Annotated in this window: 10 protein-coding genes and 1 pseudogene; 3 read left to right on the top strand and 8 right to left on the bottom strand. The window is 72.3% G+C overall.

Features of this window, described 5'->3' with window-relative positions; translation table 11 throughout:
• The 3 genes and pseudogenes from ABZW30_RS26815 to ABZW30_RS26805 form a co-directional block, all read right to left on the bottom strand.
• A pseudogene (locus ABZW30_RS26815) lies at positions 1-692 on the bottom strand (histidine kinase); the annotation flags it as partial.
• 499 nt (positions 693-1,191) lie between these two features.
• Positions 1,192-2,535: a carotenoid oxygenase family protein gene (locus ABZW30_RS26810; RefSeq protein WP_355673747.1), complete on the bottom strand. Its 1,344-nt coding sequence runs from the start codon at positions 2,533-2,535 to the stop codon at positions 1,192-1,194.
• Positions 2,532-2,912, bottom strand: coding sequence for a hypothetical protein (locus ABZW30_RS26805; RefSeq protein ID WP_355673746.1), 381 nt, complete (start codon positions 2,910-2,912; stop codon positions 2,532-2,534). The genes ABZW30_RS26810 and ABZW30_RS26805 overlap by 4 nt, the downstream gene beginning before the upstream one ends.
• 268 nt (positions 2,913-3,180) lie before the next feature.
• On the opposite strand from ABZW30_RS26805, the gene ABZW30_RS26800 reads away from it, so the two are divergent.
• The gene (locus tag ABZW30_RS26800; protein WP_355673745.1) at positions 3,181-5,844 is read left to right on the top strand and encodes an AAA family ATPase; all 2,664 of its coding nucleotides are present in this window, start codon (positions 3,181-3,183) and stop codon (positions 5,842-5,844) included.
• On the opposite strand, the gene ABZW30_RS26795 is transcribed toward ABZW30_RS26800, so the two are convergent.
• Positions 5,806-6,180 carry a DUF2255 family protein gene (locus ABZW30_RS26795; RefSeq protein ID WP_355673744.1) on the bottom strand — a complete coding sequence of 125 codons (375 nt, stop codon included), beginning with the start codon at positions 6,178-6,180 and terminating at the stop codon, positions 5,806-5,808. The genes ABZW30_RS26800 and ABZW30_RS26795 overlap by 39 nt on opposite strands.
• A gap of 107 nt (positions 6,181-6,287) precedes the next feature.
• Here ABZW30_RS26795 and ABZW30_RS26790 point away from each other — a divergent pair, with 107 nt between their 5' ends.
• On the top strand, positions 6,288-6,539 hold the full coding sequence (locus ABZW30_RS26790; protein WP_355673743.1) for a hypothetical protein: 252 nt from the start codon (positions 6,288-6,290) through the stop codon (positions 6,537-6,539).
• An 85-nt stretch (positions 6,540-6,624) separates the two neighbouring features.
• Positions 6,625-6,780 (top strand): hypothetical protein, encoded by a 156-nt coding sequence (locus ABZW30_RS26785; RefSeq protein ID WP_355673742.1) that lies wholly within the window; start codon positions 6,625-6,627, stop codon positions 6,778-6,780.
• Positions 6,781-6,846: 66 nt separating this feature from the next.
• Here ABZW30_RS26785 and ABZW30_RS26780 read toward each other — a convergent pair whose 3' ends face one another.
• From ABZW30_RS26780 to ABZW30_RS26765, 4 genes are all read right to left on the bottom strand, one after another.
• A complete protein-coding gene (locus tag ABZW30_RS26780) occupies positions 6,847-7,653 on the bottom strand; it encodes a C39 family peptidase (protein ID WP_355673741.1) in 807 nt (268 codons plus the stop codon).
• A 494-nt stretch (positions 7,654-8,147) separates the two neighbouring features.
• Positions 8,148-9,416 (bottom strand): acyltransferase, encoded by a 1,269-nt coding sequence (locus ABZW30_RS26775; RefSeq protein ID WP_355673740.1) that lies wholly within the window; start codon positions 9,414-9,416, stop codon positions 8,148-8,150.
• Between the two features lie 52 nt (positions 9,417-9,468).
• Positions 9,469-10,953: an ArsR family transcriptional regulator gene (locus tag ABZW30_RS26770; RefSeq protein WP_355673739.1), complete on the bottom strand. Its 1,485-nt coding sequence runs from the start codon at positions 10,951-10,953 to the stop codon at positions 9,469-9,471.
• 152 nt (positions 10,954-11,105) lie between these two features.
• Positions 11,106-13,154, bottom strand: coding sequence for a SpoIIE family protein phosphatase (locus tag ABZW30_RS26765; RefSeq protein WP_355673753.1), 2,049 nt, complete (start codon positions 13,152-13,154; stop codon positions 11,106-11,108).
• Positions 13,155-13,193 lie beyond the last annotated feature (39 nt).

The raw sequence follows: 13,193 nt of genomic DNA, 5'->3' as shown, positions 1-13,193 counted from the left end.
AGCGCCCGCCCGTCCCCGCCGACGATCAGCACACCCTCGCGCACCGCGTGCAGCACCGCGTCGTGGTGCTCGTACATCCGCGTCATCTCCGCCGGATCCAGGCCGTGCGTCTGGCGGCGCAGCCGCCGCCGCACCAGCACCGCCCCGCCCGTGCCCACGGCCAGCGCGGCCACCGCGCCACCGAGCAGGACCGGCAACTGTCGGCTCACCGCGCCGGTCGTGCTCTCGACGGAGAAGCCCACCGTCACCAGGCCGGCGACCGAACCGTCCGGTCCGGTCACCGGCGCGACGGTGACCACGTCGTGTCCCAGCGGTGTGGTCTCGGTCATGGTGATCGGCCCCTTCAGGGCCTCCTGGTAGGAACCGTAGACGTGCTGTCCGATCAGGTCGGGATGGTCGGTGATGGCGTAGCGGATCCCGTCGATGCCGAAGATCACGATGAAGTCGAAGCCGCCGCGCCTCTGCACGTCCACGGCCAGTGGCTGCAGCACCGCGGTCCGATCGGTGCTGTCCATGGCAGCCGCCAGCCCGGGATAACGCGACAGCGTGACGGCCGCGGCGTGCGTGCGGTGCTCGGCATCACTCGTGGCGAAACTGCGGGCCTGGAGGACGAGCGCCGTCAGCGCCGCGGCGACCAGCAGCACCACCACGACCAGCATCCACAGGAACACCTGCCCGGCGACACTGCGCACCCGCGACCGCGACCGCGAACGCAGCCGACCCCACGCGGACCGGTCTTCCCCCGGTCCGCCCGGTTCCGCACCCCCATGGGCATGGCTGTCCACTCCGTGCATCCAGGCCGTCCCCGCGCATCCGGATCATGACCCCTTCCACGCTGCCACCCCGCCCGCACATGTGCATGCGCGAAGCCGCCGGACGGCCGAACACACCGCGGGCAGGCCGACGCCCCGGAGGCGGCGGCGCGGGCGGTTCCGGCGGACGGTCTGCACGCTGTTCAGGACAGTTCGCGGACACCGAGTTGCCGCACGAACAGCAGGCCGTCGGCGTTGGCCCAGTACTCGGCGAGCATGCCGTCCTTGATCAGCAGGGTGTCGGTGCCGGTGAAGTGGATACCGGCGCCGTCTTGGGGTCTCCTGGCGGAGTTGCCGCGGACGCGGCTGTTGCGGTGGCGTTGGAGCCCGGGCCGCTGCTGCGGGGGGAGTCAGCAGCGGCCCGGGCGGCTGGGGTGGGTCAGGCAGGCAGTTCGGCGTCGGGGATCCAGTGGCCGTGGATGCCGACGGGCACCCTGCGGGGGAGTTCGACGGCGGCCACGGTGCTCAGGTCGCTCGCGTCCAGGACGAGCAGCTCCGAGGCGTCGGCCTTGAGGTCGCTGACGATGGTGAGCAGGTAGCCGTCGTCCTCGGCGCTCCCGCCCTCGGCGGGTGCGAAGACGGCCTCGCCGGGCATCCGGCCCTCGCCGTGTGCAAGCAGCTTCTGCCCGCCGGTCCGCGAGTCCAGCTTGACGGTGTGGTAGCCGGCCAGGCCCGCGCCGGGGAAGGCGATGGCGTAGCTGTAGCGGTAGTCCGCACCGGTGTGGGCGTCGTTGATCGACGGGAACTCGGTGACCAGGTCGTTGAGAGACTCTGTGGTGACCGTGCCCTTGGCCGGGTCGATGATCCAGCGGTGGAAGGTCGAGCCGGTGGCGGGGCTGGTGCCGTAGCCGGGAGCGCCGACCCACCACTTCCACGAGCTCTCCCAGGCGGAACGCTCGAAGCGCGGTGCTTCGAGGACGATCCGGCCCTGCGCGTCGGTGTAGGCGTTGGTGACGTGCAACAGCGCTGCCTGGTCGGCCACTTCGAACCAGGTGGTCCTGCCCCCGACGCGCGGCATCACGCCGATCCGCAGTGGGACGTCGTCGTGCCAGCGGTAGGGGATGCCGGAGTGCTCGGCGTGGTCGAAGACCACCGGCGAGTTGATGAAGACGACGTGCTCGCGGGTGATGGCGAAGTCGTGCATGAGCGACGGGCCGGAGCCGTCGATGACCTCCGACCCGACGATGTCGCCGGAGGCGTCGGCCACGTAGTAGGTCAGGTACGGCGGGAAGGGGCTGTAGCTGAAGAAGTGCAGCTCGCCGGTCCGCGGGTCCTCTTTGGGGTGGGCGGTCATCGCGCTGGTGAGCTTGCCGCCGAAGTCGTGGACGCCGATCGTGTCGAGGTCCGCGCTGACCTCCCAGGGCAGGTTGGCCTCCTGCAGGGCCAGATAGCGGCCCCCGTGGAAGATGATGTTGGTGGCGGCGGCGCTGACCTCGAGCTCGGTCCCGGTGAACGGCACGCCGTCCAGGAAGGGGGTGCGCACCCAGCGGTTGCGGTACCACTCGGCCCGGCCGCCGGTGAGGCGGACGCCATGGATCATGCCCTCGCCGCGGAACCAGTGGGTGGGGGTGATGCCCGGCTTGGGATTGTGACCGTTGCGGAAGTAGCGGCCGTTCAGCTCGGGCGGGAGGGTGCCGCGCACTTTCAGCTCGCGGCCGGTGATCTCGTCGGTGACGGGGGTGAAGTGGCCACTGATGTACGGCTTGTCCAAGGGCATGGTCATGCCTTTCGCGTCGAGAGAGCCGAGATGAGCAAGGTCAGGGCGGCGCAGGCCAGGAAGGCCGCGCCGGAGGAGGGAAGCAGGGTCAGGAAGGACAGGCCGATGGCTCCGCCGATCTGCCGGGTGGCGTTGACCAACCCGCCGGCCAGGCCGTTGTCGGCGGCCGGGACGCCCGTGGAGGACATCGCGGTGAGCCGGACGAACGCCACCCCCAGCCCGATGCCGATGAGGAGCGTCGGACCGAGCAGGTCCACGGGGAAAGTGCCGTCGGCCGGGATTCGGGACAGCCAGGCCAGTCCCCCCGCAAGGGCCAGCAGGCCCACGGGGAGCACATGGCGGCCGGAGACCTTGCCGGTGGCCCACGACGAGAGGGTGATCACGAGGGCGAGGGGAAGCTGGGTCAGCCCGGCCTCCAAGGGCGTCCGGGACTGACGACCAGGAACTGGGCCGTGGCCAGAACCGCCAGCGATGACCAGCCGGTGGTGATCGGTTGCCTTGCGGTGCGGGTCATGGCTCGACACTCGCAGCAGGCGCCCGCCGCTCGCGTCGGTAGTCATCGCCTATACGACTCCCGACGGGACGGCCTTCCGGTCGACCGGGGTCTGTTCCGGATTCCCCTGCGGCGCACAACCGCATAGGTTTTCGGACATGCCCGAGACATACACGGATGAGTTGATCGGTCGTCATGCCGAGATACGGCAGCTCGACGCCCTGCTCGAAGCGGCGCGGGAGAGCCGGGGCGGCGCCCTGGTCCTGCGCGGTGAGGCGGGCATCGGCAAGAGCGCGCTGCTGCGGCACCTGGACGAGGCCGCGACCGGATTCCTCGTCATGCGGGCGTCCGGCGCGGAGTTCGAGACGGAGCTGCCGTTCGCCGCGCTGCACCAGTTGCTCGCGCCCGTCACCGACCGGCTGATCGCGCTGCCCGCGCCGCACCGCAAGGCGCTGGGGATCGCTTTCGGCCTCGACACCGGCACACCCGATCCGTTCCTGGTCGGCGTCGCGTCGCTGGGCCTCCTGGTGGAGACCGTGCGGGAACGCCCGCTGCTGTGCGTCGTCGACGACGCACAGTGGCTGGACCGGGCCTCGGCCAGGGCGCTGGCCTTCCTGGCCCGCCGGATCTCGGCCGAATCGATCGCCCTCGTGTTCGCGGTGCGCGAGCCGAGCCGCCTGCCCGAGCTGGACGAACTGCCCGGCCATTCGCTCCAGGGCCTCGGCGAATCGGATGCCCGCACACTGCTGGCCGCGGCGGTCCGCGCCCCGTTGGACGAGCGGGTGCGCGACCGAATCCTGGCCGAGGCGCGCGGCAACCCCCTCGCGCTGGTGGAGCTTCCCAGGACCACCGGACTCGCCGGAATGGCGGGCGGTTTCGCCCAGCCCGACTCGGTACCCGCAGTGATCGAGCAGAGCTTCCGGTCCCGGCTGGAACTCCTTCCGCCGGCGGCCCGGCTGCTGGTGACCGTCGCCGCCGCCGACCCGATCGGCGACCCCGGCCTGCTGTGGCGCGCGGCCGAATTCCTGGGCATCGACGCGACCGCCGCGGCAGGGTCCTCCGCGCTGGTCGAGTTCGGCACCCGGATCCGATTCAGCCACCCCCTCGCCCGCTCGGCCGCCTACCGCGCCGCGACGCCGCAGGAGCGGCGCAGGGCGCACGGGGCGCTGGCCGCCGTGACCGACCCGGTCGCCGACCCCGACCGCCGGGCCTGGCATCGTGCCCAGGCCAGTGCCGGCCCGGACGAGCAGGTCGCCGCCGAGCTCGAAGCCTCCGCCACCCGCGCCCGGGAACGTGGTGGTGTCGCGGCGGCGGCGGCCTTCCTCGAACGCTCGGCCGCGCTCACGATCAGCCCGGTCCAACGCGCCGAGCGGGTCCTCTCCGCGGTCCAGGCCAAGCTTTCGGTGGGCGACTTCGACACCGCGGCCGAACTGCTCACCACCGTGGCGACCGACGATCCGAGCCATGCTGCCAGAGCCGATCTGCTTCGCGGCAGGCTGTCGTTCGTCCGCCGCCGCGGGGACGAAGGCCCCACGGCCCACCTCCTGCGCGCCGCCGCCCGGCTGGCGGCCACCGACCCCGTCTGGTCGCGGGAGTGCTACCTGGACGCCTTCGAGATGGGCCTTCTGCTCGGCGGCCTCGACCACGTGGTGGAGGCCGTCGGAAAGGCCCCGCCGTCGGGTGAGCCGGTATCCGGCGCGGCGGCGGTGCTGACCGGTCTGATCGACCTGGTCGGCGACGGGCACCGGGCGGCGGCGGAGAGCCTCAGGCCGATCGTCGGCGACGCCGACAACGAGGTGTGGGCCAGGCGGCCGTCACTGGGCTTCATGGTGGCCACCGAACTGTGGAACCTCGACGCCATGTACGGCATCGCCACGCGTGCCGTCGCGGCCGGGCGAGAGTCGGGTTCCTTCCACGCGCTGCCCATCGGACTGGCCATGCAGGCCGCCGTGACCGTGCACACCGGCGACTTCGGTGCCGCGATGGAGCTGATCTCCGAGGAGGAGGCGATCGCCGACGCCACCGGCGCGGCGCCGTTGGTCTATCCGCGCCTCCACCTGGCCGCGCTGCGCGGGCGGCGCAAGGAGGCCGTCGAACTGTTCGCGTCGGTGGACCACCGGATGAGCCTGAGTGTGCACTGGGCGACGGCCGTGCTCAGCAATGGCCTGGCCGACTACCCGGCCGCGCTGAAGGCGGCGAGGGCAGCGGTCGAGTACGGTGCCGTCGGCACGGCAGGCCTTGCGCTGCCCGAGCTGGTCGAGGCGGCCGTGCGGTGCGGCGAGACCAAGGTCGCCGCCGCGGCCCTCGCGTCCCTCCAGGAACGCACGCAGGCGGGCCGGCAGGCCTGGGGTCTTGGCGTCGAGGCCTGTGCGCGGGCCCTGGTGACCGAGGACGAATCCGCCTACGAGGAGGCGATCGGCCTGCTCGACGACGGCGCACTGGTCGTCCACCGCGCCCGGGCACATCTGTTGTACGGGGAGTGGCTGCGCCGCCAGGGCCGACGGCGTGACGCCCGGTCGGCGCTGCGGCTGGCGCACGAGTCGCTGTCCGACCTCGGGGTGGAGGCGTTCGCCGAGCGCGCCGCCGGCGAGCTGCGCGCCACGGGCGAGCAGGCCCGCAGCCGCACGTCGAAGGCGTCGGACCAGCTGACGATGCAGGAGGTGCACATCGCACGCCTGGTCGCCGACGGCGCCACCTCCAAGGAGGTGGCGGCGAAGCTGTTCCTCAGCCCGCGGACGGTCGACGCGCACCTGCGCAACATCTTCCGCAAGCTCGGGCTCACCTCACGCAGGCAACTGCGGGACCAGCCCGACATTCGTTAGCCGCATGGTGGTGGCCGCGGCCTCGGGCCCGTTCATCGACTCCACGGGGCCGGGCCAGCTCAACCCGTACTTGGCCCGGTAGGCACCGGATACGCGCAGGACGAGCTCGGGGTCGTCCACTGGCCGGAGGGTGGCGGACAGCCGGACCCCGGCCACCTCCACCTCCGTGTCCGCATGCCGCAGGACCCGGCGGTACCAGGCACTGCGCCGGCCGAAAGCCGAGCGGACGTACGCCTCTCCGTTGAGCACCACCACCCAGACCGTCCTGGCCGACCACCGGCCGTCCGCATGCCGTACCCACAAGACGATCTCCGTGCGATCCGTGTAAGCGTTCACGGACCAACTTTCACCGCGGCGGCACTACGTACGCGTCGGTGGTCTTCACCTAGATAGGCGGGCTTCACCGACGCGAGAGCGGTGCTCTCGCAACAAGGCTGAGCGTCATGACGAACATCGACATGAAGAAGCCCGAATCCGCGATCGACACCGACACCCTTGAGGCGGCCACTGGCGCAGGGGCGCCTCACCACAAGGGCTCCAAGAAGAACAAGGGCACGAAGAACAAGGCCAAGCGCCGCGTCGCCAAGGCGCTGGCGTACTTCGCCCTGCTCTTCACCGGGCTCCTGGTCCTGGCCGAGCCGTGGCTGCTGATCCCGGTCGTCGCCCTGGTTCTGGCGATCTCCCTCTGGGACTGAACTCGGCGCCGCCGGAACGAAACACCGGCATCCCACCCTGGTCGGATGGGACAGCACGCACCCACTCGGCCTGACCCCGCGCAATGTGAACCTCGACGTCACGACCGCCACCGCCGCCGACGTCCACCTCACCGTCTCCGGCAGCAACCTCCTCCCCAGCGGCCCCGACGTCACCGCGACCAAGGCCGCCCCCACCGCGACCTCCCCCGGCTGCACCTTCCCCGCCCACCCGACACCGTGATCCGTCGCGTGCCCTCCCGATCCCACCGATCCGGAGGGCACGCTCATCGACCGAAGCAGCGTTCGGTCAGTCGACGATGACCGCCATGTCGCCGTAGCTGGCGTACCCGGCCTCGAAGTCCGCCTCACTCATCTGCAGCTGCCCGCGGGCCGGGTCGTTGACCAGATACTGTCCGTTGCTGACCGCGGTCACGACGACGGTGTGCTCGGACGGGCCGGCGTAGGGCACCACGCGACCGTCGTACGCGGTGTACGAGCCCCCCGCGACGTCACGCCAGTTGTAGTCGACCCAGACGATCGCCAGGTGTCCCGCGGCAACCGCGCTGCGCAGCTGGGCGGGAGAGATCCCCTGTCCGGCCGCCGCCACGGACAGGCCGTAGAACTGCGCGGCCTGGGCGATCGGCGGATAGTACACGCCGAAGCCGGTGCCGGCCGCTTCCGAGCCGTTGGGGTCTCCCACGAAGGCCTGGAACGGGTCCCCGGACAGCGACCCGGAGACCCCTGCCTGGGGATGCGCCAGGTCGACGCCGATGTGTCCGAGCACGTCCTGGTCCGACGCCTGCACCCCCCGTGCGGCCAGCACCATGCGCAGGGAGGCCGCCTCGCAGTCGTTGCCCAGTTGCTGCTGGTAGGCCGGGACAGCGGCGGAGACGGCGCTCGACGGGGACGTGCCGACCACCATGACAGCGCCGGTCAGGACGGCGGTGACGGCCGCTACCAGCCTGCCGCGCCTCTTCCCCGACAGCCGGCCCGGCACCGGGCGCATCCCGGCGCTCGGTGCGGTTGCGGGTGACGAGGCCTCGGGTGGAACCGGCCGTCGCGGGCTCGGGTGCGGACACCGCCCGCCGTTCAGGACCTCCTCGTGGCTCTCCATGGCTCATCTCCTTCCCATGGCAGCTCATCGTCTGAGGACCGGACATCCGCTGTCGGCTGCCGCCGGTCCGGACGCGGGCCGGCGGCAGCCCCGGATGCTCCCTCCATCGAACCTCGGCTTCGCCCGCTTCGCCTCTGGTGACACCAGCGCTGGCGGAGCCGGCCACCATGGTGTAGGCGGCAGGAGTCGCCTGGACGACTGCAGTCCGTCAACTCCCCGCCGCACGGGCGCCGGGCGCGAAGGGGTCCGCGCCCGCCGGCACCGCGGACGGTGTGGCCGTGGACCGCCGGAGCAGGGGCGGAGCGCAATGGACCGTCGCCTCCGAAGAAGGGGCGGTGCGACCCGCTCGCGGCGCGATGACCGTGAGGGCCCGTCAGGCGCGGCTCGGTACCGGCCGCGGCTCCCCGCGCGATCTCTTGAACATCCTGACTCCAGGAGACCTGGGGTCAGGGTGGAGGAGAAGTGATCGGCGTGGAGGACTGGGCTGAAATTCGTCAGCCGCGCCGGGGCCGGCGGCGGGAGAACAGCACCAGCAGGAACCCGCCGACGTACAACGCGAGGACGCCCCAGGCCAAGCGCCCGGCGGGGGCGAAACCGCCGATGGCCAGTCGAGCGAGAGCGGGCAGGACCACGGCCAGACCGCAGACGAGCAGAACGGCCGACCTGCGCCCGCCGTCTCCCGGGTCGGCGGCAAGGCGGCGCAGCGGTCGCTGCGCCCGTTGCACGGCCAGGGTCAGTGGGGCGAGCAGAAGGGCCAGGACGGCGAGCCAGAGCGGGCGCAGCGCCCACCACTGCCAGGAGCCGACAGCGGGCTGGGGCACGAGCCCGGGCGGGTAGAGCGTGATCGTGACGATCACCACCGGGACGGGGTGCCACAGGTAGACCGTCATCACCGACCGGTTGAGGCGGGCGAGCCGGTCCTGCCGCTTCGCTGCGGCGAGCAGACGCTGCCCCGAGGGCTCCGCCGCCAGGAGGAGGCCGCACTGGGTCGCGGCGAAGGCGAGCAGGGCGATGGACGGCGGCGTGGTGTTGCCGGCGCGGCTGCCGGTACCGACCATGTCGATCGGGAACGGGCCCCAGGCCAGCAGGCCCGCAAGGAGAAGCGCACCGGCCGCGGCCATCACGAACGGGCGCCGGCCGATGGTGAGTTGACCGTCGTGCCAGGCGAATCCCCACTGGTGCATGGAGCCCCACACCAGCAGGTAGTTGGCGAAGCCGACCACTGGCAGACGCGGGCCGAGTACCGCGAGATCCACGGCCGCGGCGGCGATCGCCATCACCAAGGGCAGCCGGAGACCCCACCGGTGGTGCGCGGCGAGGAGCACGGGAGTGAGGGCGATCAGCAGCAGGTAGACCGGCAGGAACCACAGGTGCAGGGCGATGTACCAACCGGTCCGCGCCAGTTCACTCGTACCTGCGCCGCTCACCCGGGCCGCGGTGACCCCGAGGAAGGCCGCGGCCAGATACACCGTGGTGGGCCAGAGCAGCCGGAGGGCGCGTCGGTGCAACCAGCTCACCCAGTCCCCGCCGTGGCCGCGGTGCTCGGTCCACGAGGCCGCGTTGGCGAAGCCTCCGACCAGGAAGACGACCGGCATCACCTGGCCCAGCAGTGTCAGCCAGCGTCCCCAGGCGACGTACTGCAACGCGTCCTGACCCGAGAGCTGACCGTCGCGGTAGGTGGCGTTCGTCAGCAGCCAGTGGCCGAGGACGACCGTGCCGATCGCCCCCACGCGCAGCAGGTCCGCGTAGCGGTTGCGTTCCACCGTTCGGCTCTCCCGGCTGGGGTGTTCGGGGTCCTCCGCGCGAGGTCGGGTCCTAGGCGCCGACGTAGAGACGCGGAAGGTCGACCAGGATCAGCTCGCCGTGGGCTTCGGCGGACCGCAGGCGCGCGCTGAATCCGGCCGCTCCGTAGAGGGCGGGCCGGGTGCGGCTCACGTCCTCGCCCAGCTCGGCGAGTGTGGCCACGATCCGCTGGACTTCGTGGAGGTGGGGCAGATCCAGCGTCTCGTTCCAGCGCGCCAGCCCGACCGAGAGCAGCGCCTGCCGACGGCTGTGGGCCGCTCCGGCCGCTCCGCGGACCACCACGTCGGCCACTGACGGCCCGAGCCCACGTGCCACGGGCACGGTGCCGGGCGAGACCGCCGCTGGGGCCGCGCCGAAGGTGTCGGGGGCCGCGCAGCCGAACGCCCACTCCCGGCACACCTGGGCGAAGTGCCGTTCCAGCGTGGAGGAGTGGAAGGCCGCACGGGCGGAGCGCCACACCTGGGTGGCCTCCCGCCGTTCGAGGGCGTCGTGGTGGGGCCGGATGACGGTGTGATCGAAGGCGAGCAACGGTTCGGCGATGCGGTGGTGCGTGACGCCGGGACGGAAGGCGTCCGGCAGGCCCGCCACGAGACCGCTCTCGCTCAACCTGGTCAGGACCCGCAGGATGTCGGTGGCGGGATGGGCCAGCCGGTCGGCGATGGCCCCGGCGGTCGAGCAGCCGTCGGCGACGGCGGTCACGGTGGAGTGACACAGGGCTCGGTCCCAGCCGTCGGGCTCCCGCTCGATCACGTGACCCGCCCGCCAGAACAAGGGCAGCCGCGGGTTGAGGACGGTCCGGCACACCCAGGAGTCGAACTCGTCCCGGTGCAGGGGCGTGTCCTCACCCGCCGCGTCGTAGCGGAAGACCGGGCTCGAACCGACGACGGCATGGACCAGGAGGGCGAGAACGGGGTCGTCCAGGCCCCACAGCAGCGCGCCCTGCCGATGGTCGAGCCGCCTGACCTCGAGCTGGAAGTCGATCGCCGTCGAGGCGCTCCCGAGCAGCCGGCACATCACCGACATGGCGCTGCCGCACAACAGCAGCCTCGCCCGGTTCGGCCGGTTCCCACTGCGGAGCCGGTGGCAGGCGGCGACGACGGCAGCCGGCAGCGCGGGGCTCTGCCGCACCAGTTCCGGGAACCCGTCGAGCACGATCGGAACGGGACGGTCGGCGCCGAGGGCCAGCAGAGCGTCCAGGGCGTCCCCCCAGCCCTGCCAGCGAACGGGTGGGCCTTCTCCGGCGTGGTGGGCCAGCTCGTCGGAGAGCCGGCGCAGGGACTCCGCCTCCACCGCCTCCGGCCCACCGAAGTAGAAGCCGCCGGTCGCCCGGACGAACTCCTGGAGCAGGTGGGTCTTGCCCTGACCGCGCGGCCCGGTCACCATGCCGACAGCTGGGCCCGGACGCGCGTCGCCCGCGAACGCGACGAGCGCTTCCCATTCGTCCGTGCGGTCGAAGAGCGTCTTCGGCCGGATGACTGTGGCAGTGGCGGTTCGCACGGCTGCACCGTCCATTCGCTCGACGGCCCCAGCCCCCAGTACACGTCCGAACGGGCCGGTCCGCCTCCCGAACGGCGGGGCTCGTCGGGCGGTGGCCGAGGCACCTCCCGGTCCTCGGCGCTCGACCGCGGGACCGAGCGCTGCCGCGGGATTCACGGATGCGTGACTGCGCCCGCGCGGTGCAGAGGCCGGGCGCGGGCGACGAGGAGTGCGACGTCGTCGTTGCCGCTCAGGTGGTACAGAGCGCCGAGGAGGAGGTCGCAGGTCTCCTCCGGGGAGCGGCGCGGTCGGCCGAGGAGGTCGGTGAGGGCTGCGAGGCGGGTGTCGATGTCGTGGTCGCGGGTCTCCACGAGCCCGTCGGTGTAGAGGACCAGTTCGTCACCGATCGCGAAGTCGAGCGGCGTCTCGTGGAAGGCTACGCCGCCGACGCCCAGGGGTGCTCCGGCGGGCAGGTCGAGCAGGACCGGCAGGGCACCGGGGCGGGTGTGGACCGGGGGCAGATGGCCGGCCGTGGCAATGAGGCAGCGTTGGCGGCGGGGGTCGTAAACGGCGTAGACACAGGTGGCGATGGACTCGCCGAGGCTGGCGGCGATCCCGTCGAGGTGGGTCAGCACGGCGGCCGGATCCAGGTCGAGGACGGCGAGGGTTCGTGCCGCGGTGCGGAGTTGGCCCATGGTGGCGGCCGCGTTGATACCGCTACCCATGACGTCACCGACCACCAGCGCGGTCCGGTCGGCGGTCAGCGGGATGACATCGAACCAGTCGCCGCCGACCTCGCCGACGCTGGAGGCCGGCTGATAGCGGGAGGCGACCTCCAGCCCGGGCGGCTGCGGGGTCGGACCGGGCAGTAGGTGACGCTGGAGGGCGAGCGCGGCGTGGCGCTGACGCTGGTACCAGCGGGCGTTGTCGATGGCGACGGCCGCGCGGGCGGCGAGCTCGCCGGCCAGTACCAGGTCGTCGTGGTCGAACGGCTGATCGTTGCGGGCACGCTTGAGGTCGAGCGCGCCGAGGACCTGGCCGCGGGCGCGCAACGGTACGGCGAGGTAGGAGTGGATCGCGGCCTGCCTGAGCAGTTCGACGGCCTGTTCGTCGCGGGCGATGCGTGGCAGGTCGAGGTCGGTGACGTGGGCCAGCAGGATCGGGCGGCCGGTGCGGGCGCAGCGGGTGACCAGGCGGGTGGCGTCGTAGCGGGCGATCTGGCCGACCGGGTCGGCGGCCTCGGTGGCGGGGGTGGGGTAGGCCGCCTTGACCGCGAGGGCCCGGAAGACGGCCGGGCTGCCCTTGGTGTTCTGGGTCGGGGTGTCGGTGAGAACGGCTTCGAGAACGTCGACGGCGGCGATGTCGGCGAATTCGGGGACCAGCACATCGGCGAGTTCGCGGGCGGTGGTGTCGAGGTCGAGGGTGGTGCCGATGCGTTCGGAAGCGTCGGCGATCACGGTGAGGCGGCGCCGGGCCGCCGCCGCGGCGGTGGCGGCCCGGTGCTGCTCGGTCACGTCGACGACCGAGGCGGCGACGCCGATCACGCGATGCGCGGGGTCCTCCAGACGGTAGAAGGACGCCGACCAGGCGTGCTCGGTCTCGAGGTCGGCGTGGGTGCGTCCGGTGGTGAAGTGGTTCAGCAGCGGGGTGCCGGTGGCCAGGACCTCCCGCATCGCCGCCTCGATCGCCTCGGTGTCCAGGGACGGCAGGGCCTCCCGGACGGTGCGGCCCAGGCACTCGGCGGCGGGCAGCCCGTTGAGGCGCTCCAGCTCCGGGTTGACCAGGACGTAGCGCAGGTCGGTGTCCATCACCGCCAGTCCGATCGGGGACTGCTCCACCAGGCGCAGCGACAGGGCGAGGTCCCGTTCGAGGCGCCGGAGCGTGGCCTGGTCCGAGGCCAGGCCGAGCGCGTAGTACCGGCCGCTCTCGTCCTCCAGGCGCATGTTGCGGAACTCGGCCAGCAGCGTGGAGCCGTCCTTGTGCCGCACCGGGAAGACCCCGGCCCACGCCCCGCCCCCGGACATCACCTTCGCGAACAGCGACAGCACCAGCTCCAGGTGCTGCTCGTCGACCAGCACCTGGGCGGCAGGGCGGCCGAGGGCCTCGCTCGCGCGGTAGCCGAACAGGTCCTCGGCCTGCGGGCTCCACAGCACGATCCGCCCCTGCTCGTCCAGCACCACCGCGGCGACGCCCAGGACGTCCAACAGTCCGCCCGGCTCCATCGCGGGATCCCGGCCCGACGAGACCGCTCCCGACGGCAC

Source organism: Kitasatospora sp. NPDC004669 (genome assembly GCF_040609455.1).
GTDB lineage: Bacteria > Actinomycetota > Actinomycetes > Streptomycetales > Streptomycetaceae > Kitasatospora.
The sequence above is the reverse complement of the archived record's forward strand: the minus strand, read 5'-3'. Positions and strand labels throughout refer to the sequence as shown.